27 protein-coding genes and 1 tRNA gene are annotated in these 25,766 nt (G+C 67.1%); 14 read left to right on the forward strand and 14 right to left on the reverse strand.

Going from position 1 to position 25,766, the window contains the following annotated elements:
- Window positions 1–12 precede the first annotated feature (12 nt).
- Complete coding sequence (locus NWE53_RS08445; protein WP_265053884.1) at window positions 13–444, reverse strand: CBS domain-containing protein; 432 nt, start codon at window positions 442–444, stop codon at window positions 13–15.
- A 197-nt stretch (window positions 445–641) separates the two neighbouring features.
- Complete coding sequence (locus NWE53_RS08450) at window positions 642–1,454, reverse strand: rhomboid family intramembrane serine protease (RefSeq protein ID WP_265053885.1); 813 nt, start codon at window positions 1,452–1,454, stop codon at window positions 642–644.
- Window positions 1,455–1,858: 404 nt separating this feature from the next.
- Between NWE53_RS08450 and NWE53_RS08455 the strand changes: the two genes are divergently transcribed.
- From NWE53_RS08455 to NWE53_RS08465, 3 genes are all read left to right on the forward strand, one after another.
- Window positions 1,859–2,428, forward strand: a complete 570-nt coding sequence (locus NWE53_RS08455; protein WP_265053886.1) for a PAS domain-containing protein — start codon at window positions 1,859–1,861, stop codon at window positions 2,426–2,428.
- A gap of 60 nt (window positions 2,429–2,488) precedes the next feature.
- A complete protein-coding gene (locus NWE53_RS08460) occupies window positions 2,489–3,103 on the forward strand; it encodes a PilZ domain-containing protein (protein WP_265053887.1) in 615 nt (204 codons plus the stop codon).
- A gap of 551 nt (window positions 3,104–3,654) precedes the next feature.
- Window positions 3,655–4,290, forward strand: a complete 636-nt coding sequence (locus NWE53_RS08465) for a transglutaminase-like cysteine peptidase (protein ID WP_265053888.1) — start codon at window positions 3,655–3,657, stop codon at window positions 4,288–4,290.
- A 142-nt stretch (window positions 4,291–4,432) separates the two neighbouring features.
- Here the strand turns inward: NWE53_RS08465 and NWE53_RS08470 are convergent, their stop codons facing one another.
- Together NWE53_RS08470 and NWE53_RS08475 are read right to left on the reverse strand one after the other, a co-directional pair.
- Window positions 4,433–4,963 (reverse strand): gamma carbonic anhydrase family protein, encoded by a 531-nt coding sequence (locus NWE53_RS08470; protein ID WP_265053889.1) that lies wholly within the window; start codon window positions 4,961–4,963, stop codon window positions 4,433–4,435.
- A gap of 57 nt (window positions 4,964–5,020) precedes the next feature.
- A complete protein-coding gene (locus NWE53_RS08475) occupies window positions 5,021–5,347 on the reverse strand; it encodes a DUF6949 family protein (protein ID WP_265053890.1) in 327 nt (108 codons plus the stop codon).
- Between the two features lie 163 nt (window positions 5,348–5,510).
- On the opposite strand from NWE53_RS08475, the gene NWE53_RS08480 reads away from it, so the two are divergent.
- Complete coding sequence (locus NWE53_RS08480; RefSeq protein ID WP_265053891.1) at window positions 5,511–6,230, forward strand: hypothetical protein; 720 nt, start codon at window positions 5,511–5,513, stop codon at window positions 6,228–6,230.
- A gap of 162 nt (window positions 6,231–6,392) precedes the next feature.
- Here the strand turns inward: NWE53_RS08480 and NWE53_RS08485 are convergent, their stop codons facing one another.
- Window positions 6,393–6,605, reverse strand: coding sequence for a DUF3126 family protein (locus NWE53_RS08485; RefSeq protein WP_265053892.1), 213 nt, complete (start codon window positions 6,603–6,605; stop codon window positions 6,393–6,395).
- A 164-nt stretch (window positions 6,606–6,769) separates the two neighbouring features.
- On the opposite strand from NWE53_RS08485, the gene NWE53_RS08490 reads away from it, so the two are divergent.
- Both NWE53_RS08490 and NWE53_RS08495 read left to right on the forward strand, forming a co-directional pair.
- Window positions 6,770–8,149, forward strand: a complete 1,380-nt coding sequence (locus NWE53_RS08490; RefSeq protein WP_265053893.1) for a serine hydrolase domain-containing protein — start codon at window positions 6,770–6,772, stop codon at window positions 8,147–8,149.
- An 86-nt stretch (window positions 8,150–8,235) separates the two neighbouring features.
- On the forward strand, window positions 8,236–8,577 hold the full coding sequence (locus tag NWE53_RS08495; RefSeq protein ID WP_265053894.1) for a hypothetical protein: 342 nt from the start codon (window positions 8,236–8,238) through the stop codon (window positions 8,575–8,577).
- Window positions 8,578–8,605: 28 nt separating this feature from the next.
- Here NWE53_RS08495 and NWE53_RS08500 read toward each other — a convergent pair whose 3' ends face one another.
- Entirely contained in the window at window positions 8,606–9,928 is a 1,323-nt protein-coding gene (locus tag NWE53_RS08500) for a serine hydroxymethyltransferase (RefSeq protein WP_265053895.1), read from the reverse strand.
- A 121-nt stretch (window positions 9,929–10,049) separates the two neighbouring features.
- Here NWE53_RS08500 and NWE53_RS08505 point away from each other — a divergent pair, with 121 nt between their 5' ends.
- Window positions 10,050–10,952, forward strand: a complete 903-nt coding sequence (locus tag NWE53_RS08505; protein WP_265053896.1) for a LysR family transcriptional regulator — start codon at window positions 10,050–10,052, stop codon at window positions 10,950–10,952.
- On the opposite strand, the gene cysE is transcribed toward NWE53_RS08505, so the two are convergent.
- Window positions 10,943–11,791: a serine O-acetyltransferase gene (gene cysE / locus NWE53_RS08510; RefSeq protein ID WP_265053897.1), complete on the reverse strand. Its 849-nt coding sequence runs from the start codon at window positions 11,789–11,791 to the stop codon at window positions 10,943–10,945. The genes NWE53_RS08505 and cysE overlap by 10 nt on opposite strands.
- Before the next feature lie 187 nt (window positions 11,792–11,978).
- Window positions 11,979–12,746, reverse strand: a complete 768-nt coding sequence (locus NWE53_RS08515) for an alpha/beta fold hydrolase (RefSeq protein ID WP_265054845.1) — start codon at window positions 12,744–12,746, stop codon at window positions 11,979–11,981.
- 102 nt (window positions 12,747–12,848) lie between these two features.
- Between NWE53_RS08515 and NWE53_RS08520 the strand changes: the two genes are divergently transcribed.
- The 4 genes from NWE53_RS08520 (at window position 12,849) to NWE53_RS08535 (ending at window position 15,797) form a co-directional block, all read left to right on the forward strand.
- Window positions 12,849–13,829: a heparan-alpha-glucosaminide N-acetyltransferase gene (locus NWE53_RS08520; RefSeq protein WP_265053898.1), complete on the forward strand. Its 981-nt coding sequence runs from the start codon at window positions 12,849–12,851 to the stop codon at window positions 13,827–13,829.
- Between the two features lie 78 nt (window positions 13,830–13,907).
- Window positions 13,908–14,159 (forward strand): zinc-finger domain-containing protein, encoded by a 252-nt coding sequence (locus NWE53_RS08525; protein WP_265053899.1) that lies wholly within the window; start codon window positions 13,908–13,910, stop codon window positions 14,157–14,159.
- Between the two features lie 84 nt (window positions 14,160–14,243).
- Window positions 14,244–15,425: an FAD-dependent monooxygenase gene (locus tag NWE53_RS08530; protein ID WP_265053900.1), complete on the forward strand. Its 1,182-nt coding sequence runs from the start codon at window positions 14,244–14,246 to the stop codon at window positions 15,423–15,425.
- Window positions 15,426–15,482: 57 nt separating this feature from the next.
- Complete coding sequence (locus NWE53_RS08535; protein WP_265053901.1) at window positions 15,483–15,797, forward strand: hypothetical protein; 315 nt, start codon at window positions 15,483–15,485, stop codon at window positions 15,795–15,797.
- 3 nt (window positions 15,798–15,800) lie between these two features.
- Here the strand turns inward: NWE53_RS08535 and NWE53_RS08540 are convergent, their stop codons facing one another.
- Window positions 15,801–17,066 (reverse strand): hemolysin family protein, encoded by a 1,266-nt coding sequence (locus NWE53_RS08540; protein ID WP_320109580.1) that lies wholly within the window; start codon window positions 17,064–17,066, stop codon window positions 15,801–15,803.
- 126 nt (window positions 17,067–17,192) lie between these two features.
- On the opposite strand from NWE53_RS08540, the gene NWE53_RS08545 reads away from it, so the two are divergent.
- The gene (locus NWE53_RS08545; RefSeq protein WP_265053902.1) at window positions 17,193–17,840 is read left to right on the forward strand and encodes a class I SAM-dependent methyltransferase; all 648 of its coding nucleotides are present in this window, start codon (window positions 17,193–17,195) and stop codon (window positions 17,838–17,840) included.
- Between the two features lie 115 nt (window positions 17,841–17,955).
- On the opposite strand, the gene NWE53_RS08550 is transcribed toward NWE53_RS08545, so the two are convergent.
- From NWE53_RS08550 to NWE53_RS08565, 4 genes are all read right to left on the reverse strand, one after another.
- Window positions 17,956–18,042: transfer RNA gene (locus NWE53_RS08550), tRNA-Leu, on the reverse strand.
- Window positions 18,043–18,109: 67 nt separating this feature from the next.
- Window positions 18,110–18,766, reverse strand: coding sequence for a DUF1190 domain-containing protein (locus NWE53_RS08555; protein WP_265053903.1), 657 nt, complete (start codon window positions 18,764–18,766; stop codon window positions 18,110–18,112).
- 28 nt (window positions 18,767–18,794) lie between these two features.
- Window positions 18,795–20,360, reverse strand: a complete 1,566-nt coding sequence (locus NWE53_RS08560; protein WP_265053904.1) for an AMP-binding protein — start codon at window positions 20,358–20,360, stop codon at window positions 18,795–18,797.
- Between the two features lie 140 nt (window positions 20,361–20,500).
- Window positions 20,501–23,314, reverse strand: coding sequence for a phosphoenolpyruvate carboxylase (locus NWE53_RS08565; RefSeq protein ID WP_265053905.1), 2,814 nt, complete (start codon window positions 23,312–23,314; stop codon window positions 20,501–20,503).
- A gap of 193 nt (window positions 23,315–23,507) precedes the next feature.
- Between NWE53_RS08565 and NWE53_RS08570 the strand changes: the two genes are divergently transcribed.
- A complete protein-coding gene (locus NWE53_RS08570; protein WP_265053906.1) occupies window positions 23,508–24,101 on the forward strand; it encodes a DUF2239 family protein in 594 nt (197 codons plus the stop codon).
- A gap of 130 nt (window positions 24,102–24,231) precedes the next feature.
- Window positions 24,232–25,125: a DMT family transporter gene (locus tag NWE53_RS08575; RefSeq protein WP_265053907.1), complete on the forward strand. Its 894-nt coding sequence runs from the start codon at window positions 24,232–24,234 to the stop codon at window positions 25,123–25,125.
- Between the two features lie 58 nt (window positions 25,126–25,183).
- Here the strand turns inward: NWE53_RS08575 and gpt are convergent, their stop codons facing one another.
- Window positions 25,184–25,693, reverse strand: a complete 510-nt coding sequence (gene gpt / locus NWE53_RS08580) for a xanthine phosphoribosyltransferase (RefSeq protein ID WP_265053908.1) — start codon at window positions 25,691–25,693, stop codon at window positions 25,184–25,186.
- Between the last annotated feature and the right edge of the window lie 73 nt (window positions 25,694–25,766).

Below are 25,766 nucleotides of genomic sequence, written 5' to 3' on the forward strand. Positions count from 1 at the left end.
CGTTAAGGCACGTCAGGCCATCGCGATGTAGTCGCGCATCGCCTGGCTTTCGGCCTCGATCGCCGCGACGCGATACTTCACCACGTCGCCGATCGAGACGATGCCGGTGACGCGTCCGTTTTCGACGACAGGGACATGGCGGAAGCGCCCCGTCGTCATGATCTCCATCAGCTCATCGACGCTGGTTTGGGGCCGGCAAGTCACGACCTTGGAGGTCATCGAGCGCGAGACGGCGCTCTCCAAAGCCTCGCCACCCTGCTCGCCGAGAGCGCGGATGATGTCGCGCTCGGACAGGATACCGACGAGCGCACCGTCGCTCCCCATGACGACGACGGCGCCGATGCGCTTCTCGCTGAGCGTACGGATCGCTTCTGCCAGCGTCCGGTGCGGCTGCACCGAGATGACCTCGCGCCCCTTGCCGCTCAGCAGCTGCTCGACATTCATGGAAGGTCCTCCTCGCAGGCGCGCCGTTGCCGACGCGCGGTTCCGCTGGAACCCTGCGAGCTTACCGGCGGACTCACGACGCCGGATCGGCTCGAAGAGTGCTTCGCAATGCTGCGAGTGTGGGGGAAGAGACCGGTGCAGGCAAGGCTTGCCGGCGATCCGCCACAACTATCCCGCCCGGTTTTCGGCAGCGGCGCTCAGCGGCGCAAGGCACCCCGGTCGAACATCGGAAAAAGCAGAAGCCCGACCACGAATCCCCCGATATGGGCTTCCCAGGCGATGCTCGTCTCCTCGCCGAAGATCGGCACGAGACCGGCCCCGAACAGGATGTTCGTCGCGAACCAGATGCCGATGAACAGCAGCGCCCGGGAATTGCGCCAGAGCTGGCCCAGCGGCTCTGCCGGGATCGCACGGACGACCTCGTCGTTCCCGAGTTCGCCAAAACGCAGCCCCGGCGCGAAGACGAAGCGGATCGCCGCCGCCGTCGCACCGGAAACGCCGGCGGAAGCCCCGACCAGCGGCAGCACGTCGAGATCGCGCGAGAACCAGTGCAGCAGCGCGCCGCCGATCGTCGAGAGCGCCATCAGGTTGAGGAACCGATTCGGTCCGAGCCGTCTTGCGACCGGGCTGCCGAAGGCGGCGAGCCAGACCGCGTTCGAGACCAGATGCAGCCAGGAGCCATGCAGGAAGCCATAGGTGAGCAAGGTCCACAGCCGGACGCCGCCATCGGCCAGCAGCAGCCGCACGAGCTGCAGCCGCTCGACCACGTCCTGCCCCGCCGTCGATTGAGCCATCGCTCCGACGACGTCCTCGAGCCGTCCGGGCGAGAGCCACAGCGTCAGCCGCGCCGGCACGAAGGCCAGCCACGACATCAGCACGTAGTCGTCATAGTCGGAGAGCAGCGACCTGCCGGCCTGGACCAGCGCCAGGGCGGCGAGCAGCCAGACAACGACGGGAGGCAGGTTGAGGGCGGGCTCGCGCGCCGGCCGAGGGGGATCTTGGAACGCCATGGCGCGTCACACTTGCCGAAGCGCCCATGCGGCGCAAGCAAAGGCTGAGCGCCGTGCAACGAAAAAGGGGAGAGGCTCGCGCCCTCCCCTTTTCCGCCGGCTGTGACGCCGCCCGGTTATGCCGGCCGGCATGGTCACGCCCCCTCCACCTCGCTTGCGCACATGACTCGATGCCCGCGAATTCCGAGGCATTTGATACGCATTCTAGCGATCTTCCACAAAGGCAAGGTTTGATTAACCCTAACAATCCCCGTTGCCTCGCCCGACTCAGATGGCGGTGGCAAGACGGCATGGCGAATGCGTCCTCGATCTTCCGAGAGAACGATTCGTCCCTCTTTCGAACGGTTCTGCGCCATTCTCGGTCGCTGCACCGTTATCGGGGACAACCGGCAAATGGGCGCGGGATGAAAAACACGAGCACACGTCTGGTTTTCGAGTATTGGGACGCGCTGCGCGGCGAACGGGCCGCGCCGGAGCGCGGCGAGATCGAGCCCGGAGCGTTGCGTCATGCCCTGGCCGATACCTTCGTGCTGGAGAACGAGCCGATCGGCCCGGTCTTTCGGCTGGCGGGTACCCGCCTCTGTGCGCTGGTCGGGCACGAACTGCGCGGGCGCGCCTTCACTGCGCTCTGGCCGGACGTCGAATCGCAGGGCGACATGCGCCGCCTCGTCCAGACCGTGATGGACGAGAGCGCCGGCGCCGTCGCCGGTCTCTCCGGCGAATCCAGAAACGGCGCGCCGATCTATCTCGAGCTGCTGCTGCTGCCGCTGCGCTACCGCGGCCGGACCCATGCGCGCGTTCTCGGCGCTCTGTCGCCAGCGGTCTCGCCGGATTGGCTCGGCCTCGACACCGTCGAATCGATGCGGATGATCTCCTTGCGGATGCTCTGGCCTGCCGCGGCCTCGCGTCCGCCGCCGACACCGCGGCGGGCGGAGCCGCCCCGCCTCGTCGTTCTCCCGGGCGGCCGCGCCTGACCGGAACGATCCGTTAACCAGAACGCACCTAGGATCGGCCGAAATCCAGGTCGGTTCTTGATGTTGAGCGCGCTCCAAACGCCCCGAACGGCTGCCTTTCCTGCCGAACGCAGGCGGCATCACCGTATGAAGGTGGTGCTGCTGGGTCGCTATATGCTGCCCAACCGCATGGAATATCCCTGCCAGACACTCGACATCTCGCCGGGTGGCGTGCATCTCGCCGCCCCTGCCAAGGCGAAACCCGGCGATCGCGTTATCGCCTACCTCGAACATCTCGGTCGGATCGAAGGCACCTGCGTCCGTACGACGATGGAAGGCTTCGCGATGACCATCACCGCGACCAGCCGCAAGCGCGAGAAGTTCACGGCCCAGCTCACCTGGCTCGCCAATCGCGAAGAGCTCGGCCTTCCCGAAGACCGCCGTCACGAGCGCGTCGTGCCGCGCAACCCGCGCTCGGTGCTGACCATGGACGACGGCTCGGAGCATGTCGTCCGCATCGTCGACATCTCGCTGTCCGGCACTGCCTTTTCGAGCGATCTCGACCTGCCGACCAATACGCCTGTGCGGATCGGCTCGACGCCGGCGCGCATCGTCCGCCGGTTCGATGGCGGCTACGCGGCGGAGTTCCGCTTCCCGCTCTCCGCCGATCTGCTCGACGAGAACCTCGAGCTCTGAGGGTCGGCCCCGGCCCGACTCTTCCCCAGCGAATCCCCGACAGCTTCCAAAACTCAGTTGCCCTAGCTCGCGGCGTGCCGTGATCGCTGAAGCGTGCCGATTATGCGCGGAATCATGCCGTCATCCCGGGCTTGGCCCGGGATCCATGCCGGAGCGCGCCCGCACAAGGTTCAGGCATGGATCCCGGATCTCCGCTTCGCTCCGTCCGGGATGACCAGCCTTCTAAAGCCTGACGGTTGCCGGCAAGTCGGCCCCCTTGGCGCGCATCGCTGCCTGAGCGCTGCAAACGGGAGCGCGCAGCGCTTTCCGGCGAGCATCGCCCCCCTTAACCGATGCGTAGGTTAATCATCCCCTACAGACCAAGAAAGAATTAACGGTTAACATATCGTTCCACGATCGATACGAATCGTTACTTCCTCGTTTTGGCAAGATTGATGCTGATCTATTCTTCGCCGAGTGCGGGGCCGAATACATAAATTTGTACGTTTCCATTTCAACCGGAATCCATTTGCCAGCACGCATCGTCAGCCCCGGGACAGAAAGGGGACGACATGCTCTCTCGACATCGCAATCTGATTGGTACCGCGCTGACTGCTCTGGTCATCCTTGGCGGAGCAGCTTCCGCCAGCGCTCAAGGCTCCGCCGGCATCCCGGTCGCAAGCGCGCCGGCCGATGCTTCCGGCGACGCCCGTGCGCCCTACGCCTGGACGGATTTCTGCAAGCGCTCCCCGATGGAGTGCCGCACCGATACCCGGGAGCCCGAGCGGATCGAAATGACCGCAAAGCTCTGGAAGACGATCGTTGCCACCAACAACAGCGTCAATCGCGAGATCGAGGCCGTCACCGACGACGAGCATTGGGGTGTCGTCGATCGCTGGGACATCCCGACGGACGGCAAGGGCGACTGCGAGGACTATGCGCTGCTGAAGCGCAAGCGCCTTGCCGAAGCCGGGCTGCCGCGGCGCGCCATGCTGATGACGGTGGTCATCGACGAGGAGAATGCCGGCCATGCCGTGCTGATGATCCGCACCGATCGCGGCGACTTCGTCCTCGACAACAAGCGCAACGCGATCCTGCCGTGGAGCCAGACCGGCTACGTCTACGTCAAGCGCGAGTCGCAATACCGCACGGGCTGGACCTCGCTCGGCGGCGCGCAGACCCCGACGGTCGCCTCGGTGCAGCGTTGATGAAGGTTTCCGCGGCCACGGATCGGCTGCGGCGATAGGACGGCGAGGCTCGGTCACGTCCCCACCCACCCGTCCCCAAGGATCGGGTTTCGCCAGGGCCGGCTTTCCTCCCCGGAAGGCCGGCCCGCTTCTTTTTTAACCGTCAGTCCAGCCGTTCGAGCCCGGCTGCGAATTGCCGCCAGCGCTGGACATAGGCGTTTGCCGAAGCGGTGATGCCGGCCGCAGCCTTGTCGTCCAGCGTCCGCACGGCCCGCGCCGGCGAGCCGACGATCAGCGAATTATCCGGAAACTCCTTGCCCTCGGTCACCAGCGCATTCGCGCCGACGAGGCTGTTGCGGCCGATCTTCGCACCGTTCAGCACGGTCGCGCCCATGCCGACCAGGCTGTTCTCACCGATGGTGCAGCCATGCAGGATGGCGCGATGGCCGATCGTGCAGCGGGCGCCGACCGTGAGCGGGAAGCCCATATCGGTGTGCAGCACGCAGCCTTCCTGGATGTTGCTGCCCTCGCCGATGCTGATCCACTCATTGTCGCCGCGCAGCACGGCTCCGAACCAGATCCCGACATCCGCGGCGAGGCGCACACGTCCGATCAGATGCGCGTCGGGCGCCAGCCACCAGGCGCCGTCGCCGGGCACCTCCGGCCTTGTTCCATCGAGCGAATAGAGCGGCATGGCAGTAAACCTTGATGCGTCAGCTGCCCGAGGATTGCAGAGGATCGGCCCCCGCCGTCAAGCGCCGACCATATGCAGCAGGTCTAGCACCACCCGGCCGGACGCCATGCTCCAGACCGACGCCGTCATGCTGGCGAGCATCACGAACATGAAGGGGCGCCCTCCGACCTGCCGGCCCTGCACCGTGTTGCGCAAGATCAGGAAGGGCGCGCTGAAGACGACGACCGGCACGCTGGCCACGGCCGCGAACCCGCCCATCTCCAGCAGCTTGAAATCCGCCCGATGCGCAGTGAACAGCTCGAATGCGCTCGCCAGCAGACCCGCGAAGGCGAAGCCGATGAAGAGCGACTGGAGCGCCTCGAGCGCGGCGGGCTGAATGGTCAAGGCGCGGTCCCTCCCCGGAACGACGCGCGGAACCTGCCGCATGGTTTACGAAGAGTGAAGACAAGTCTTCACCAATGGTTAACGCTACCGGCCCGGTTATGGTTTACGCGGTGTTAAGCGGGCGGTGATTCAGTGGTGCAAAGCCGATCCGAGAGTACCCGGAATGACCGCGTCCCTGTCCCATCACCGGCCTGCCCAGCAGGCCGCCCATCTAACGTCGATGGTCCGCATGCGCCTGCAGCGACCGCCCGCGCCGCTGCCGCGGGCCGACGGGGCCCTGCTGAAGGCCGCGCTGACGATCCTGGTGGCCGGCGCGTTGGGGACGGCGCTGGCGATTTACCTCACCCATCGCCGCGTCGAGGAACCCGCAACGTTGCAGCCGGCCCGCATCGGCAATGTCGCGCTGATGATCCCGAAGGATTTGACCGGGGTTGATGAGGACGACGACACCAGCCGGCTCGTCGGCATGGCGCGACTGCGGCTAGATTGGCCGAGCCTCGGCCCGGCCCAGCCGCAGCATCGGAAGCGCCTGCTGATCACACTGAGCCCGCCCGACAAGGTCAACGAGCCGGCCCGCCAGCTCGCGACCTATGCCCGCTTCCTCACGCCCACCGTCTGGTCGAACCCCGGTGGCCTCGTCGTGCGCAGCTTCCGCAAGGGCTCGCCCTATGAAGGCGACGAATTCTATGTCTCGGTGCCGGACGGCAAGGGCTTCGCTGCCCGCTGCCCCACAGAGACGGCCGCCAATCTCGACGAGCCCTGCCGCATCACCTTCCAGCACCGCGGCATGGACGTGAATATCCGCTTCCCGCGCAGCATCATCGCAGACTGGGCGCTGATGCTCGGCGGCGTACGCCGGACGCTCGACGGGCTGATCCGCTGAATTCAACAGGTACGGGACTTCCTGGCATCCTGCGCAGCCCTCATCCTGAGGAGCCGCGCAGCGGCGTCTCGAAGGATGCTCCAGACGGTTCCGGAGCCTCCTGGAGCATCCTTCGAGACGCGCTCGCCGAGCGCTCCTCAGGATGAGGGCTGACAGGGAACGTCAGCCTTCGAGATCGACGTCGAGGATCGCCATGGTGAAGTTGAAGGAGCGGTCGCCGTCCTCGTCGTCGACATGGATGATGCCGATGAACTCTTCGCCCAGATAGACCTCTGCCGAGTCGGTCTTCTTCATGCGGGCGCGCACGCTGATCGCGTGGTTGTTGAAGGTGCGGCGCAGATAAGCCTCGAGTTTGGCGAGTTCTGTCTTGTCCACGGTAAGGTCCTTTCGATTGGCCGGGAGCGATGCCACGGCGGGCCGTGAAGGGCAAGCGAAAGCAGCCGCTACGGGCATGACGGCCCACCGCCCGCGCCGCTTGCCGGACGCCTGCGGAATCGTGCCATGTTCTCGCCCTGCCGCAACCCTGACGGACCCCGACGATGAAGCCGTGGCTAGCCCCCGCCCTCGCCTATGTCGCGAGCTGGCTCGAATTCCAGCGTCGCCACCACGATCAGCCCGGCTGCGCCGTCGCGATCGCGAGCGGCAGCGAGATCGTGCTCGAAGCCGCCTTCGGCAGTGCAAATATCGAAACCGGCGAGGCGCTGACCCCGCGCCATGGCTTCCGCATCGCGTCTCATTCCAAGAGCTTCACCTCGGCCGGCATCCTGCGACTGGTCGAGGACGGACGGCTGCGGCTCGACGACAAGGTCGGCCGCTTCATCGACGGGCTGCACCCCGAGATTACCGCCGCGACCGTCGGCCAGGTTCTTTCCAACAGCGCCGGCCTGACACGCGACGGGCGCGATAGCGGCCAGTTCTTCGACCGCAAGCCCTATTGCAGCAAGGCGGAACTGCTGGCCGACCTCTCGGTTGCCCCGGCTTATCCGGCTTCGCAGCGTTTCAAATACTCCAATCACGGTTTCGCCCTGCTCGGCCTCGTCATCGAGGCGGTGACGGGGCTGAGCTACAGCGAATGGATCACGGACGAGGTCGTCACGAAGGTCGGACTGCTCGAAACCAAGGCCGATATCGAGCTCTGGGGCCACAGGCCGATGGCGAAGGGCCATAGCGGCACGCAGCCTCTCGGCCGGCGCGTCGTCATCCCCGCCGATAATCCCGGCCACGCCATGACCTCGGCCGCCGGCTTCGTTGCCACAGTGGCGGATGTCGCGCGCTATTTCGCGCAGCTCTCGCCGAAGGCCGAAACCAGCATCCTGTCGCCCCTGAGCCGCCGCGAGATGACGCGCCGCCTCTGGCCGGACGACGAAGCCAGCCTCGGCCGGCATTACGGGCTCGGCACGATCTCCGGCGGCGAGGGCGATTGGCGCTGGTTCGGCCATTCCGGCGGCTTCCAGGGTTTCATCACCCGCACCGGCGTCTTCCCGGAGCAGGATCTCACCATCTCGGTCCTGACCAACGCCATCGACGGCCTCGCCCATCCCTGGCTCGACGGCGTCGCCCATATCCTGAAGACCTTCGCCGAACGTGGCGCCCCGCCGGCGGAGGCGCAGGACTGGTCCGGGCGCTGGTGGAGCATCTGGGGTGCCGGCGATCTCGTTCCGGTCGCCAAACATGTGCTGGTCGCCAACCCGGCCCTGTTCACACCCTTCCTCGATGCGGCCGAGATCATGCTCGAAGCCCCGGATCGCGGCCGCATCACCCGCGCCTCCGGCTTCAACAGCCCCGGCGAGCCGGCGGAGCTGCAACGCGATGGCGCTGGCGCCGTGCGCTCGGTCCAGCTCGGCGGAGCACATTTCGTCGACGAGCAGGCGATGCGCGCCGAGATGCTGGCGCGCTACGTCGGGAAGGCAACGGCCTAGCCGCACTCGCCGGCGATTGGAGCCGAGACCAACGCGCCACGCATTCGCCGCCTTCGCACCGCACCTTCAGGCGCGAGGGCTGGCTGATGCGCATGATCGCTCCACTCGCCCTGGCGGCTTTGCTGTCTGTGGGGGCGACACGCGCACTCTCCCATCAGTCTCCAAGCGGCTGGGAATACCCATTCTACTGCTGCTCCGGCGCGGATTGCGCGCCGATCGAGGCGGAATCCGTGCGAGAAAGTCGAACGGGTTTCATCGTGACTATCGCCCCCGGAGAGCATCCGATGTGGCCGAAGGAGCGGCGCGCTTCCTTGAAGCTCGAGATTCCCTACGACAAGGCTACGCCAGCCCCGGACGGCCACTGGCATCTCTGCATCAACGATGCCGGCGAGCTGCTGTGCTTCTTCGCACCGGCCGGAGGTTCGTGATCGTCACCGAGCCGTCAGGAGTCTTTGCCTAACGCATGAAATGCAGCTCGCGGAACCGGGCGCGGAATGCAGTCACGTCCTTCGCCACCGCTTCAGCCGGGCGCGAGCCGTTGAGTCCTTCGGCGATGTACCCGGCCAGTTCCGGCATGTCGGCCGCCGTCATGCCGAAGCGGACGATCTCCGGCGTGCCGAGCCTGAGCCCGTTCACGTCGCCATCGACCGCCGGCAGCGGCAGGCCGATACCGCAGGAGAGGATGTTGACCCCGCGCAGCCGCTTCGCCGCCGCCTGCCCGCCGCCATAGACGGCCGCCTCGATCGCGAACTGGTGCGAGGTCGTCATGCCGCGGTCGCGCGCGAAGATCGGCACCTGTCGCTCGGACAGCGCCTCGGCCAGCGCCTTCGCCGTCTTCGCCATCTCCCGCGCATAGGCGCGGCCATGCGCCTTCCAGTCGAGCAGCGAGACCGCAAGCGAGGCCGATTTCGCCGCGTCGAAATTGGCGGTGAGGCCGGGATAGGCGATGGCGTCGAGCTTCCGCGCGATCTCGGCATCATTGGTCACGATCAGGCCCGAAGGTGGCCCGCCGAGGCTCTTATAGGTGCTCATCGTCATCAGATGGGCGCCCTCCTCCAGCGGCTGCTGCCAGCCATGGCCGGCGATCATGCCCGACATATGCGCGGCATCGAACAGCACGAGCGCGCCGACCTCGTCGGCGATCGCCCGAATCTCGCGGATCGGATGCGGGAACAGGTTGAGGCTGCCGCCGATCGAGATCAGCTTCGGCCGGAGCCGGAGCGCATTGGCCCGCAGCCGCTCGATATCGACCGTATAGTTCACCGGATCGACCGGCGCCGGATGGGTGACGATGCCGTAGAGCCCGGCCGCGCCCGCGCCGTGATGGGTGACGTGTCCGCCGATCTCGCCCGGCGGCGCGATGATGCAGTCGCCGGCCTTCGCCGCGACCATGAAGGCATAGAGATTGGCGATCGCGCCCGAAGGCACGCGGATCTCGGCATATTTCGCACCAAAGACCTCGGCCGCAAGCTCGGCGGCGATGATCTCGATCTGCTCGATGGCCTCCAGCCCCATCTCGTATTTGTCGCCGGGATAGCCGAGCGAGGGCCGCGCGCCGATCCCGGCCGAGAGCAGCGCCTCGGCCTTTGGGTTCATCACGTTGGTGGCGGGGTTGAGGTTGATGCAGTCACGCTCATGGATGATGCGGTTCTCGGTTGCCAGCGCCTCGATCCGCGCCGCGATCGCATCGAGCGGCTGGCTCGCCGTCTCGCCCGCGACCTTCAGCACATAGTCCTCGCTCGCCTGCGGAACCCATTCGCGCCTGCCCAGTGCCGTCATCCCCGTCTCCCGAACATCTGCTGTTGCGTGCCGGCATAACAGCGGTTTGCAGACGCTTGCGCAAACGAGTATTGCTCGCTCGCAGGCTGAGAAAACCTCAACCTCGGTCCGAAAATCCGTCATGCCCGTCAAGCCGCCCCGCCCACGGCTGCCCTCACTCAACGCCTTGCGCGCCTTCGAGGCAGCGGCACGGCTGGAGAGCTTCACCAAGGCGGCGGATGAACTCAGCGTCACAGCCGGCGCCATCACCCAGCAAATCAAGCAGCTCGAAGCCGCTCTTGGTTTCCCGGTCTTCCGCCGGCTGGCTCAGGGCGTCGCGCTCACCGAAGCCGCGCGAGAAGCCTTGCCGCGGCTGACGCGTGGCTTCGACATGCTGGGCCAGGCCGTCCAGGCCCTGCGCGAGGCCGAGCCGAACCGGCCGCTCGCCATCGCGGCCCTGCCCTGCATCGCCCAGCTCTGGCTTTCGCCACGCCTCCCGGCGCTCCATCGCGCTTTTCCCGATCTGCAGATTTCGGTTGCCGCGATGGAAGAGCCGCCCGATCCGCGCCGGGAGCCCTATGATCTCTCGCTGTTCTACAGGGAAGCCGCCGAAGCCGGCGCCGTGCAGTCAGGCGTCGACGCCATCCTGCCGGTCTGCACGCCCGCCATCGCCGGCAGGCTCGCTTCGCCGGCCGATCTCGCCGGAGAGACGCTGCTGCACGATGCCGTCTGGCGCGGCGATTGGGCCCGCTGGCTCGCCTTCGCGGCACCGGACGCGAAGATCGATGCCGGGCGCGGCCCGGCCTTCTCGCTCTACAGCCTGGCGCTGGATGCCGCCTTATCGGGCTCGGGAATCCTGATGGGCCGGATGAGCCTCGTCGCGCCTCATCTTGCGGCGGGCCGGCTTGCCGCCCCGTTCCGGCAGGCGATGCCAATGCCCGACAGGCTGACGCTGGCACCCGCCATGGGCCCCGGCGCGCATGCGCACCGGCTGGAGATCATGGAATGGCTCGCCGGCTCGGAGGACAGCGGCGTTCAGATATAGGCGCCGCAATCGCCTTCGAGGATCTGGTCCATCGAGCGCGAAGGCTCGGCACAGCCGGCCTCCCCGACGACCTTGGCCGGCACGCCCGCCACCGTCTTGTTGCGCGGCACAGCCGCCAGCACCACCGAGCCCGCTGCGACACGGCTGCATTGGCCGACCTCGATATTGCCGAGGATCTTGGCGCCGGCACCGATCAGTACGCCCTTGCGGATCTTGGGATGGCGGTCGCCGCCCTGCTTGCCCGTGCCGCCCAGCGTGACCGCATGCAGCATCGAGACATCGTCCTCGATCACCGCCGTCTCGCCGACGACCAGGCCCGTCGCATGGTCGAGGAAGATACCCTTGCCGATCTTCGCCGCCGGGTTGATGTCGGTCTGGAAGACCTCCGAGGAGCGGGCCTGCAGATAAAGCGCGAAATCCCGGCGATCCCGCATCCAGAGCCAATGCGCCAGGCGATGGGCTTGCAGGGCATGGAAACCCTTGAAGAACAGCACCGGCTCGAGCACGCGGTAGCAGGCCGGGTCACGGTCGAGCACGGCCATCACGTCGGCGCGCATGCCGACTCCGATCTTCTCGTCGTCCGTCATGGCCTCGGTGAAGCCCTGCTCGATCAGGTCGGCCGTCACGGCCGGATGGCCGAGCCGGGCCGCGACGCGATGGGCGACGGCGCATTCGAAGCTCGGCTGGTTCAGCACGGAGGCGACGATCAGCGTGCCGAGCGCCGGCTCGGTGGCGACGGCGGCCTCGGCCTCGTCCCGCAGGCGCGACCAGACGGGGTCGAGCCGGTCGAGGCCAGTTGCAGGATCCCGTGCTTCCACGGCGGAGCGCCCTGACGGCATGATCATTCTCCGGAGATGGTCGTTCGGCGGAAGGACAGCCTAGCCCTAAGCTGGCACCCGCACCAAAGGTCAAGCCGAACGAAGTTGAATCGAAAAGCGAGGCGGCGGAATCAGTGTTTTAGGGAACGTCGACAACACATTGGCGTCGCCTGCTTTTCCAGAGCGCCTCTATTCGCCCGGGACGTTCTCACAAACGCGCGAGAAAGTCGAGAACGGCCTGCTTGTGGCTCTTGTCGCCGACGGCGAGATTGTGATCGCGCCCCTCGATCGCAAAGGATTCCGCGTCGGGAATGAGCTTTGCCAGCTCCGGACCGGAACCGGAAACATCGTCCTTCGTGCCGACGCTGATCAGGGTCGGCATGGCGATCTGCCCGACCTGCGCGGCGGTCAGCGTCTGGCGCGAGCCGCGAATGCAGGCCGCGAGTGCCCTGAGGTCGCTCTTCGTCTGCTCTGCGAAAGCCCGGAACATCCGCTGCATCGGGTCGGTCAGCTCGTCGAGCGACGGTGCCTCCATCGCATCGGCGATGCCAAGCGGCAGCCCCACGCCCTCGACCAGATGGATGCCGAGCCCGCCGAGCAGCAGCGCGTCGAGCCGGCGCGGATGCGCCAATGCCAGATGCGCCGAGATGCGCGCGCCCATCGAATAGCCCATCACCGCCGCGCGCGGGATGTCGAGATGATCCATCAGCCGGCGGACATCCTCCGCCATGATGTCGGACGAGTAGGCCGCGGGATCGTAGAGCTTCTCGCTCTCGCCATGGCCGCGATCGTCGAGCGCGACGACGCGATAGCCGGCATGTGTGAGCGTCTTCGTCCACTGGGTGTTCACCCAGTTGGTCATGTGCGAGGAAGCGAAGCCATGTACCAGTACGACGGTCCGATGCTGCGAGACGTCGCCTGTGGGCGCGAGGTCGATATAGGCGATCTTCACGCCGTCGGAGGAGAAGCTCTGCATGCGGATATCGAGGCCGGACGATCGGAAGGGGTCACTCATCCCTGCCATGGCGAAGCCGCTTTGGGTAGCCGCTGCCGCGCAGCTTGCTTATGAAACGTCGCCATGAGCCAGACCGCCTCCAGCGCAACAGTCGTCTCCCCCGCTGACACCCGATCGCCGCGCTTCGCCTTCGTCGACATCGCCCGCGGCGTCGCGCTACTGGCGATGTTCGTCTACCATTTCGCCTATGATCTCTCCTTCTTCGGGCTGATCGAGACCGATATCGTCGCCGAGCCCGGCTGGCGGCTGTTCGCGCGCTGCATCGCCGGCTCCTTCCTGACGATCGTCGGCTTCAGCCTCGTGCTCGCGACGCAAAAGGGCCTGAACCGCCGCGCCTATCTGAAGCGCCTCGCCATGGTCGCCGGCGCCGCCGCGCTGGTCACGCTCGGCACCTGGTTCGCCATGCCGGGCAACTTCATCTTCTTCGGCATCCTCCACCACATCGCGCTGGCGAGCCTGCTCGCCCTGCCATTCCTGCGGCTGCCTGTGGTCGTCGTGGCGCTGTCGGCAGTCCTGGCCTTCGCCCTGCCACGCTTCATCGCTCACCCGCTGCTCGACGCACCCTGGATGTCCTGGCTCGGCTTCTCGCGCGCGCCGTTCCAGACGGCCGATTTCGTGCCGGTCTTTCCGTGGTTCGGCTGCGTTCTGACGGGTATCGTGCTGGCGCGCCTGCTATTGCCGCGCCTTGCCGCTACGGCTTTCGCCCGCTGGCGACCGACCGCGCGACCGGTGCGAATCATCGCCTGGGGCGGGCGCCACAGCCTGCTCGTCTATCTCGTGCATCAGCCGCTCTTCATCGGTTTCCTGACGCTTGTGGTCCAGTTCGTGCCGCCGCCTTCGCCGGGCGAGCGCGCCTTCCGGGCCGAATGCCAGCGCGGCTGCGGTCCCGATGTCCCGGAGCGGCTCTGCCGCGCCGTTTGCGCTTGTACGATGGACGGGCTCAAGCGCGAGAAGCTCTGGCAGAAGGCGCTCGACGACCTGCTCTCGCCGGAGGAAGGCACACGCGTGGCCGAACTCGCCCAGAGCTGCCTGCGCGAGCGCTGATGCGAATCCCGCACTGGCGTCCGGCCGGCTGACGGGATAGGTTGCGCGCGAATTCCAGGCTTTCGAAGAGCGACGACCATGGCCGCGACAGGCATTCCGCATTTCCACAACGATCCCGGCGTCGCCGTCATCCATGTCGGCGCGCATGAGTTCATGTGCATCGGCGCCAAGCCGCCCTTCGACCATCCGCATGTCTTCCTCGACATGGGCGCCGATCACGAGATCATCTGCCCCTATTGCTCGACGCTGTTCAAATACGAACCGTCGCTCAAGGGCTCTCAGTGCAATCCCCCGGAATGCGCCTATCAGGACGCCGCCAAGGCGGCCTGACCCTCATGCCAATTCGTCGATGGCGCGGGTTCTGAGGGGCACCCGCACCTCTCCTTTCGACCGTTCATCAAAGGCATCGCCCCCGTGTCCGCTCCTCATTTCGTCATCGCCGGCGCCGGCATCGGCGGCCTGACCATGGCGCTGTCGCTGGCGCGCCGCGGCATCGCCTCCACCGTCGTCGAGAAGCGCACCGGCTTCGGCGAATCCGGTGCAGGCCTTCAGCTCACCTCGAATTCCGGGCGCGTGCTCGACGCGCTCGATCTCGCTTTGCCGCTGAAGCGCGTCAGCGTCTCCTCGCATGGGCTGATGATCCGGCGCTGGCGCAGCGGCTCGGAGCTGCTGGAAATGCCCTCCAGCCCGGAGCGCATGCCGACGCCGTTCCGGATGCTGAAGCGCAGCGATCTCCACACCGTCCTGCTCGACGCCGCCCGTGCCATGCCGAACATCCGCCTGATGGTCGGCCGCGGCGTGCAGGAGGTCAGCCAGAGCGAGAACGGCGTCTCGGTCACGCTCAGCGGCCAGAGCGGCACTGGCGAGACCATCCAGAGCCTCGGCCTGATCGGCGCCGACGGGTTGTGGTCACGCGTCCGCGATCTCACCGGCGATCCCTCGCCGCCAGTCTTCACCGGCTATGAAGCCTGGCGCGCAGTCGTTCCGGCGCGCGCAGTCGACAAGCCGCGGGTGACGCTTCACCTGGGGCCGGGTCGCCATGCCGTGCATTACCCCGTCGACGGCGGCAAGCAGATCAACATCGTCGTCGTCCGCCAGGCGAAGGAAGCTCGCGAGGGCTGGTCGCGCGACGGCGAGCGCCGGATCGTGACCGAGCATCTCGCAGGCGCCTCACCGGCGCTGCGCGAACTGGCCGGAGCTGCCGAAGGCTGGCAGGTCTGGTCGCTGTTCGACCGCAAGCCGGCGGCCATGGCCCAAGGCCGGATCGCGCTGATGGGCGACGCCGCCCACCCCATCCTGCCCTTCCTGGCGCAAGGCGCCTCCCTCGCCATCGAGGACGCCGCCGTGCTGGCGCGGCTGCTTGCCGAGAAGCTCGGCAGCGAAGGCGCAGCCGGCGTGCCGGCGGCGATCGCGAGCTATGCCGCCGCCCGCGCGAGGCGCGTCGCCCGCGTGCAGGAGGAAAGCCGCGGCAACGGCCGCAGCTACCATCTCGGCTGGCCGCTCAGCATCGCCCGGGATTTCGCGCTGAAGCGACTCGGACCCGAGGGGCTACGCAACCGTTACGGCTGGCTCTACGATTGGCGTGACGAGGGCTGATCTCGCCATCGCCGCATTTCATCCCTATCTCTCCCTGCGGGAAGGAATGAAAAAGACATGATCCGCGTCAACCTCTACGACCAGCTCAACGGCCGCACCCGCGCAATGCCGCGCTGGGCCGCATGGCTCGCCATGGCGGCGAGCTTCGTCGTCGGCATCACCCTGTTCCTGGTCGCCGCCAGCCTGGCGCTGATCCTGATCCCCATCGTCGCCATAGCCGGCGCGATCGCGGTCTGGCGTCTCAAGGCCAAGCTGAAGGCGGCGGGCTTCGACCGTGGCGGCCCCTTTGCAGGCAGGCCGCAGCCGGCGGAACGCATCGAGGTGATCGACGCCGAATACCGCATCATCGAGCCGGACGAGCCACGCCGCTGACGGCTACGCCTCGATCCGGCTGACCAGGATCTTGTCGATCCGGCGACCATCGAGATCGACGACCTCGAAGCGCCAATGCCCCTTGTCGAAGGTCTCGCCGACATTGGGGAGGTGGTTCATCTCGGCCAGAACGAAACCGGCGACCGTCTGGAAATCGGCATCGCGCGGCATCTGGATGCCGAGCTCGTGCGAGAATTCATCGACCTGCATCCAGCCTGCGACGAGGTAGGAGCCGTCCGCCCTCGTGACGATGGCCGGCTCGTCCTCCTCTTCCTCCTGGAAGGCGCCGATGATCGCCTCGAGCACGTCGCCCGGCGTGATGATGCCCTCGAAATGGCCGTACTCGTCGAAGACCAGCGCCATGTGCACGCGGCTGGAGCGGATCTCGCGCAGCACATGCAGCGAGTCGGCGGTGTCCATCACCACCGGTGCTTCCTGCACGTGCTGGCGTAGCTGCTCCGTATCGCCCACGGCGAGGAAGTCGATCAGGTCCTTCATCAGGACGACACCGATGATCGAGTCCGACTCGCCGTCCTGGACGGGCAGCCGGGACCGGCGGCTCGCCTTGAGCTGCTCGCGCAACTCTTCAGGAGGGTCCGACAGGTCGATGACCTCGACCTCGCGGCGGGGCGTCATCAGGGCGCGCGCCGAGCGGTCGGCGAGGCGCATCACGCCCGCGATCATCTCGCGCTCGTCCCGCTCCAGCACGCCGGCGGTCTCCGCCTCGGCGATGATGGTGCGCACCTCCTCCTCGGTGACTCTCTCCTCGGACTCGCCCTTCTGTCCGAGCAGGGCGAGCACGGCTTTGCCGGAGATATCGAGCAGGAAGACCAGCGGCGCGCCGACTTTCGACATCAGGGCCATCGCCGGCGCGACGCGCGCAGCCACCCGCTCGGGGTCGCGCAAGGCGACCTGCTTCGGCACGAGTTCGCCCAGGATCAGCGAGAGATAGGTGATCGCGACCACGACGAGGCCGACGCCGAGCGTGTCCGAGACGGAGGGCGAGAAGCCGTGGGTGCCCAGCCATTCGGAAAGGCGCGCGCCGAGCGTGGCGCCGGAGAAGGCGCCGGACAGAACGCCGACAAGCGTGATGCCGATCTGAACGGTGGAGAGGAAGCGGCCGGGATCCTCGGCCAGGCGCATCGCCGTCGTGGCGCCCTTGTTGCCCTGGTCGCTGAGGACCTTGAGGCGTGCCGTCCGCGACGAAACGACGGCGAGCTCCGACATGGCGAGCAGTCCATTGATGACCGTCAGCGCCACGACGACCAGGATTTCGGTTAACAAAACCAATCCGTTTGCTGCGAAGCTGCAACATTTGGCAGCTCGCTTCGAGCCCCCTTATAGCGGATCGTTGCCCCAACGCGATGGGCGCGACGAAAGATTTGTGAGCGAATGATGACCAGGCCCACCTTCTGGCAACCGACACAAGCGGATCAGGCGGGAGGCGATCGGCGCCTGCGAGCCCCTGCTACCCAGCGCAACCGCGACGCGATCCTTGCCGTATTGCGAGACATGCTGCCGCCTTCCGGGCTCGTATTGGAGGTCGCCAGCGGCTCGGGCGAACACATCGTTCATTTTGCCGAGACGCTGCCCGCCCTCTCGTTCCAGCCCAGCGATCCGATGGCCGATGCGCTGGCAAGCATCGCTGCCTGGGCGCGGGAGTCAGGGTTGGGCAACATTCTGCCGCCGCTGATGATCGACGCGAGCGCGCAGGAATGGCCGATCGGTTCAGCCGACGCGATCCTCTGCATCAACATGATCCATATCGCGCCCTGGACGGCGGCGGAGGGCCTGTTCCGCCAGGCGGGACGCCTGCTGAAGACCGGCAGCCCGCTCTATCTCTACGGCCCTTATCGCCGCTCCGACCGTCCCCTCGAGCCCAGCAATGCCGCCTTCGACGAAAGCCTTCGCAGCCGCGACCCTGAATGGGGCCTGCGAGAGCTCGGCGATGTGGCCGCTCTGGCTTCTGCAAATGGTTTCGGCTCGCCGGAGATCATCGAGATGCCGGCCAACAATCTCAGCCTCATTTTTCGGAAGGCCTGAGGCTCGCAGCCGCAAGCGCGGGTCAGCCTGACCCGTGCATGCACCTGCGCCGGCTCAATCTCGCATCCACGAACCGCCTAGACAGTGGCGCTTGTGAATCGTCGCAATGTCAGATTGGTGCGGACGGCGGGACTCGAACCCGCAAGCCTTTGAAGGCGCAAGATTTTAAGTCTCGTGCGTCTACCAGTTTCGCCACGTCCGCGAGCGCGACAGCGATAGCGGGCGGGCTCGATGCGCGCAAGCCTCTGCGAAGCGGTCGAGAACGATCCTCAGTGCGGGCGCGCCGGCTTGTACCACTCGACCCCGTCGGGATCGACATAGAGCCCGGGCTTGACGTCCGATCCGATGCTCTTCTCCTCCATCGGCACGCGCATCGTGTCGTCGCGGTCGCCGCGCTTGACATAGGTGCCGGAGGGCTGCCCGGCATGGCCATGGGAGCCACGGCCGACGCTGCTCGTCAGCCCGATCACGCCCTGCCGGCCGGAGACCTTGTCCAGCAGCTCCGTCACCGGCCGTCCGACGAAGGCGACCTTGGTGCCGCCCTCGACGACCGGCAGCGTCCGCCGCGCGGCGCCCTCGCCCGTCACCCTGACGCCGACGAAGCGCGGAACATAGGTCGCGCCGCCCTTGCCGAAGGATTCCCAGCCGCCGGCAGAGACGATTTGCGCCCCGCAGCGCTTGTGGCTGCGCTCGCATGCAGCGCGCGAGGCATAGCGCGGCGCGCGCTGCTCGAACTCGGCCCTGGCGTTGCGATAGGCAAACTCGCATTGCTCCGCCGTCAGCAGCCCAGCCGCGATGCACTCGTCGCGGCGCACATAGGTGTTTCCGGGGGCCTGAGCCGCGAGATCGGTAGGGTTCGCGAACGACAGGACGGGTGCAAGCGTGGCGACGCGCAGGGTGGCGAGAATCGAGGCAGGGATCATCATGCGATGCAACAACATTACGATTGTGGCTTTACAGTAGCGAGCGTCGCGAGGCCGCAAGCTCGCGCGTCGCGCCATAGTCGATCTTGCCGTTGCCGAGCACGGGGATGGCCTGAGTCACCAGGATCGCACGCGGCACCCATAGCTCCGGGAAGCCCTGCTCCTTCGCAGCCTCCTGCAGCGTCGCACGGTCCGCGTCGGGCTTCTCGGTGACGAGGATCAGCTGCTCGCCCTTGCGCGCGTCGGGCAGGCCAACGACGACATGGTTCTGGTCCGGCCAGAGCTTGGAGACCATGGTCTCCACAGCCGCCAGCGAGACCATCTCGCCGCCCAGCTTGGCGAAGCGCTTGGCCCGGCCCCGGATTGCGACGAATCCGTCATCGAGCACGACGATATCGCCGGTATCGTGCCAGCCCCCCTCGGGCGGGATGACGCGGCCGGGCTGTTCGGGGTCGAGATAACCGGCCATGATGTTCGGTCCGCGCACGGTGAGCCGCCCGCCTTCGTGGATGCCCTCCACCGGCTCCAGATTCGCCTCGATGCCAGGCAGCAGCTTGCCGACGGTGCCGTCGCGGATGGCGGCCGGCGTGTTGACGGCAATGACGGGCGAGCATTCGGTGCAGCCATAGCCTTCGAGGATGGTCGTGCCGTAAGGCTCCCACATCCGTCGCGTCTCGGCCTTGACCCGTTCGGCCCCGGCGACGACGTAACGCACGCTGCCGAGATCGTTCCGCTCTGCAGCGCGGGCATATCCCTGCAGGAACGTATCGGTCGCCAGCAGGAAGGTCGCCTTCGTCTCGCCGATCAGCTTCGGCATCTGCTTGTAGTGCAGCGGGCTCGGATAGAGCACGACCTTCATGCCGTGCAGCAGCGGCACCATAAGGCCGGCCGTTAGCCCGAAGGAATGGAAGGCCGGCAGCGGATTCATGAAAACGTCCCGCTCCGAGATCGCCCCGCTGGCATGGGCAAAGACCTGCCGCGCATTCGAGACGATATTGGCATGGCTCAGCACCACGCCTTTCGGCGTGCCCTCGGTGCCCGAGGTGAAGAGGATCACCGCCGCCTCGTCGGCTTGCGCTTCGTAGGAGCGGTGGGCGAGCCCCGGCACCAGGCTCTGCAGCGCGCCGAGCGCCTTGTCGAAGCTGGTGATCTGCTTGCGGACATCTTCGAGATAGATGACGCGGCGCCCTTCGCCCAGCACCGCGATCTCGTCGTCGAGCTTGCCCTGGTCGACGAAGCGGCGCGAGGTGACGATGATCTTGAGCTGCGCCAGTTCCGCCGCCGCGCGCAGGTTGCGGACACCGGCGGTGAAGTTGAGCAGCGCCGGCACACGACCATAGGCGATGAGCGAGAACAGCGTCACCGCCATGCCCTGCATGTTCGGCAGCAGCACGCCGACATGCTCGCGCGGCGACGTGAACGCCGCCAGCTTGCGCCCCAGCACCAGCGCGCCCAGCACCAGCCGGCCATAGGTGATCGGCTGGCGTTCGGGGTCCTCCAGTGCGATGCGGCTCTTGCCGTGCCGGGCCGTAGCCTCGAGCAACGCGCGAAAGATCGTGATCCGCGCGGCCGCGGCGTCGAAGCTGGTGGCGGCCATGTCTGGCTCGTCTCCCGGTCGGCGTTTCCCCTGCCGGCCAAACTAATGAGATCGGCTTGGGTTTCAATGTCCGGGACAGGCGTGATGCTCGGGCTTGACCCGAGCATCCCCAAAACCAGAGCTCTCTCGTCACACCGGTGCTACCCGAAAGCGCCGATCTCGTGCTGGATCGCGCCGGAAATCTCGCGGATCAGCTCGAACTGCGCCAGCATCGGTGCGAAGACGTCGCGATGCAGCGCCTCGTAGGTGCCGCCCTCGCGCGGGCCCGGCGGCTCGCCGAAATCGAGCCCGATGGTCGGGTCTGGATCGCGCGGGAAGATGGCGGCCATCTGCGCGAGGCAGGCGGGCACGTCGAGGCGCAGCAACCTTTCGACGAAGTCATCCCGCGTCAGCCCCGCATGCGGGCGGAAATCCGGAATATGGGCGAAGGCGAGCCAGATCCGGTGGATCGCCGCCAGCCTGAGCGCATGCAGCGCGATGAGCCGCGCTGGCATCTGGGGGACATCGTCCGCCGCGGCGCGGAGCTTCAGCGCATCGGCCGAAAGCCGCCAGAACAGGCGGCGCAGCGCCGGCGCCAGTTCCAGCCGCGACAGCGCATCGGCAACCGCCAGCAATTCGTCGCGCCGCCCTTCCCTCACCGTCCGGCGTGCCCGGTCGAACCAGCTGCCGGGGTCGAGCGAGTCGAGATAGGCGCGCAGCACGTCGAGGTCGCTATGCGCCATCGCATGGGCCGCGAGGCGGTAAGCCCGGTCGAAGCGGTCGGAGCGTTCGCGCATCGCGCGGAACAGGTCAGGCGAGCGCGAGGCGGCATGGCCGACGCCGTGCATGCTGTTCGCCATCCAGCCGAGCTGCTGGAGGATGGCGTTGTTGGGGATGGCGCGCAGCTCGCGCGGATGGCGGATTCGAGTCGGCCCACCGGCATCGCTCTGCCGGGCGGCCGGGCGCGAGCCGGTCTTGTCGAGGAGCGAGGGTCCGAAGGTCCCGATCAGTGCGGCATAGCCGGGGTCGTCGACCAGCGCGTTCATCTCTTCGCGCACGGTCTGGAAGAACTCGCTGGCGAAATCCGGCTCGTCATAGATCGGATCGTCGATGCTTTCGACAGGCGCGAAGACCGCCTCGGCGATACGCCCGACCGTTGCGCCCGCGAGCTGCGGCGTGCCGAACAGGAGATATCCGTCGCTGCCCTGGAAGCTCGTCTCGCGCACCGTCCTGATGCCGGCCTGCGCGAAGGCCTGCCGGGCGAAAGCGGGGTCGAGATAGGCCAGCCGGTCGGCCAGGCTGTCGGGATGGGCGCCCCGGCCGACCGACTCGCCATGCGTATCGAAGATCACCAGTTCGACATCGTCGAGCTTGTAGCGGGCGAGCAGCTCGCAGATGCGGATGCGGAGCCTTTCGACCCAAAAAGTCGAGGCCACCTGCCCGATATAGCGCCCGGAATCGGAATAGCCGAATTGGATGCACAGCCGCCCGTGGCGCTTGAGATAGTCCCGGAAATGCGGGCTGCGCAGCGCCTCGTCGATGATGCGCGGCCCCTGCTCCAGCGCGTCCGACGTCTCGAACAGCGGCGAGATCTCGACGAGATCGGCAATGCCGAAACGGCTGGCGAGCCAGAGCGCGCAAAGCAGCGTGTAGCCGGTCTCGGTTTCCGCAATGAGGAAACGCACCGGCTTCGAGCCGTCGAGATGCTTCACGATCTGCGCGATCGTCATCATCATGCGCGCCGCCGAGGCGCGCTCGGCCGCGAGCGCGCCGAAATCGACCGCGACCGGCTCGACCTTGCCGAGCGCGGTATTGGCGGCGGCGAGAAAGGCCCGCCTCTGCGCCGGCTCGCCCGGCTCCTCCTCCAGCGGGATCACGGAGCGCAGCGCGTTGTGGAGCTGCGAGGCGTTGAGCCGGAAATGCGGCAGCGCGATCGAGACGCCATGGGCAAGGCACCCGGCCCGGATCAGCGCCAGAGCGAGCCTGGTCTCTTCGTCGGACGCCTCGGCCAGCGCAGCGTCGAGCGCTTCGATCAAGCCTGAGGCCTCCGGCAAAGCGGTCTCGCGCTCATGCACGAGTGCAAGCGCAAAGGCCTGCAAGGCCTGGAGCGAGGGCTGCGTCCCGATCGGCGGCGCCAGCGCGAGCTGCCTTTCGACGGCCGCGAGCGCTTCGCCGACCAGCCTGCGCACGGCTTCCGTGGCGGGAGCCTGCGGCAGTTTTTCGAGAATGCGCGCGAACTGCCCGCTCTTCGATTCCAATCGGTAGCGCAGCGTGTCCCACCAGCCGATATCGGTGCGCCCATCCGTGTCGCAGCCGACCCAGGAGGCCAGCGTCACCGGCTTCGGCGCGAGCCTCGTCCAGTCCTCGGGCCAGCGTGCTCGCGCCACCGCGAAGAACGCGGCGTTCATGCGGTCGATCGCGTCGCGGGCCTGGCGCACCGCAAAACGCGCCTGCTCGAACTCGTCCTGCAGGGTGATGCGGCCATCGGGGCGGAAGCTGAGGCCGGGCTCGTCGACGACAGCGTCGCCCTGCGTCCCGCCGGAAGCGAGGTCGGCCAGCGCATGGCAGAGCGGGCGCGTCATGCCGAAGGTCGGATGCGCCGTGAACACCGCGGCGAAACGCGCCCGCTCCAACTGCTGCCGGAAATCCGCGAAGCTGGCGGCCTTGTTCGCCAGGCTCTCGGCCAATGCGGCGAAGACGGCCGCCTCGTCCTTGTCGAGCCCGACATAGCGCGAGACCCGCCCGGCGCGCTGCCGCAGCGCCTGCCGCCCGAGATGGCGCACGAGTTCGCCCGCTTCATCGACGCTCAATTCGCCCCGGTCCATCAGCCGGGTCAGCCAGAGCGTCACCCGCAGCACCGGATTGCCAAAGGGGTCGTCGCGGGAATCGCTGCGCGCCTGCTCGATGCGGGTCAGCAGCTCCGCGGCAAGCGTCTCGATGCCGGAGTCCGGCCGATTATCCGTCGCGATCGTCACGGCTATTTCCCCTCCCGCGCATCCCGTGCCTGCAACCACGAATTCGCATGCGCGGCCATCTCGTGTTGCATTGCATCATCGGACGACGGTCACCGCAAGCGGGAACAGAAGCCGCCCTTCGGATATTTTTACCCGGATCATATTGCGCAATGAAAAAGACCCGGGTAATAGGATGGCCGAGCAAGGAGCCCTCATGTCCAACAATCCTTCCAGTGCCTGCACCGCCTTTCGCGGCTCCAGCCGCCTCGCCAGCGGTTCGCTGCTCGATGTCGCGCTCGCCGTGAAGGCGGCACTGGCAGCCGATCCCACCGCATCCATCCTCACCTTCGACGACGCGACCGGGAAGGTCGTCGATCTCGACCTGCGCGGCAGCGATATCGAAATCGCTGCGCGCCTCGGTGGAAAGCTGCCGGAAGCCAGCTCTGAGGCGCCGCGCGGCCGCGGCAGGCCCAAGCTCGGCGTCGTCGCCCGCGAAGTCACTTTGCTGCCGCGCCATTGGGACTGGCTCAGCCAGCAGCCAGGCGGTGCCTCGCAGGTCTTGCGACGCCTCGTCGATGATGCCCGCCGCAACGATGGTGGACGCAGCCAGGCGCGGGCAGCGCAGGCCGCGGCCTACGCCTTCATGTCGGCCATGGCGGGCGATCGCGAAGGTTTCGAGGAAGCCTCGCGCGCCCTCTTCGCCGGCGACGGCCAGCGTTTCGCGGAGCACAGCCGGACATGGCCGGAGGATATCCGCACCCATGCGGAAAAGCTGATGACAGGCGCGACCGGCCAGCCGTTGGACTGAATGGGATGAGGGCGGCACGCCGGGGCGGGCTGCGCGCAGCGCCATTGCCGTGACCTCAGCCGAAAGGCATAGCGGCGCCACCGCGCTCGCCGCGCCCTCGCCTCTCAAGTCACGACAAGGCCTCCACGATATGAGCTCCCGCGCGCAATGGCTCGGCATCCTCTGCGGATTGCTGACCTCGGTGATCTGGGGCGTTCAGGCGGTCGTGTCGCGGCACGCCATGCTGATCGACCTGACGCCGGCCGACGTCACGATCCTGCGCTTCGCCTCGGCTGCCGCCGTGCTGCTGCCGTGGGCGCTCCGAAACATGCGCCCCTTTCCGGTCGGCTCGCTCGGCTGGCCGCGGGCTGGGGTCATGGCGCTTCTGATCGGCCCGCTCTACAGCCTGATCCTTGTCGGCGGCGCCTATTTCGCGCCGGCCCTGCACTCGTCGATCATCTCGCCCGGCCTGATCCCGGTCTTCACCGCGCTGCTGGTCTTCCTCGTCACTGGCGAACGCGCCGGGCGGATGCGGATGGTCGGCCTGGGCATCATCGTATTGGGCATCGGCATCTTCTCGCGGGATGCGCTGGCGGTGACGCCTGCACGGCCCGATGCCTGGATCGGCGACCTGCTCTTCGTGCTGATCGCCCTCCTGTGGGCGATCTTCGGGCTTCTCGCCAAGCGCTGGGGTGTGAGCTCGCTCGACGTCACCGCCGCCTCCTGCCTGCTCTCCGTGCCGCTGCTCGTGATCGTCGCCCTTGTGCTGCCCGTCCACATGATGCGGGCGCCCTTCGCCGAGCTGCTGCTGCAGGCGGTCTATCAGGGTGTGCTGGTTGGCGTGGTCGCGCTCTACCTCTACGCCCGCACCGTGGCGATGCTCGGCGCGGCGAAGGCGACATTGTTCCTACCGCTGGTGCCGATTGCGACCGCCACCTCCAGCGCGCTCTTCCTGGCGGAAAGCCCCTCGCCTACCGAGCTTGTCGGCATGGCGGTGGTGGTCACCGGGATGCTGGTCGCCTTCCGCTCGCCCTCGGTCGGTTGAGCCGCGGAAGCGCAGAAAGCGCCGTCAGTCGGCCGCCGCAGTAAAGCGGCCGGGAAGCTCAGCCCTGATGCCCCTTGGCAATGGGCTCGACATAGGTGAGAGCCATGTCCCAGGGGAAATAGATCCAGGTGTCCTGGCTGACCTCCGTGACGAAGGTGTCGACCGTCGGCACGCCGGCGGGCTTGGCATAGACCGTGGCGAAATGCGCGTTCGGCAGCATCTCGCGCACGACTCGCGCCGTCTTGCCGGTGTCGGTCAGGTCGTCCACGACCAGCACGCCCTTGCCCTTGCCGTCGCCGATCGCCTTGATGTTCGGCGCGATGTCCTTGAGCACCTTGAGCTCGGTCTGGTTGCGATAGTCGTGATAGCTCGCGACACAGACCGTCTCGATCATCCTGAGACCGAGTTCGCGGCAGATGATCGCCGCCGGCACCAACCCGCCACGGGTGATGCAGACCATCGCCTCGAAGGGGCCCTTGTCGGCGAGGCGCCAGGCCAGCGCGCGGGCATCACGATGGAACTGGTCCCAGGAAACCGGGAAAGCCTTGTTCGAGGACGGTTCGGCCATGGCATGCGCTCCGGGCTGATCGCGGCGCGAAGAACGCCGGTTTCCGACCGAAAAGCCTATCGGCGCGCGCCTG

The organism is Bosea sp. NBC_00550 (genome assembly GCF_026020075.1).
GTDB lineage: Bacteria > Pseudomonadota > Alphaproteobacteria > Rhizobiales > Beijerinckiaceae > Allobosea.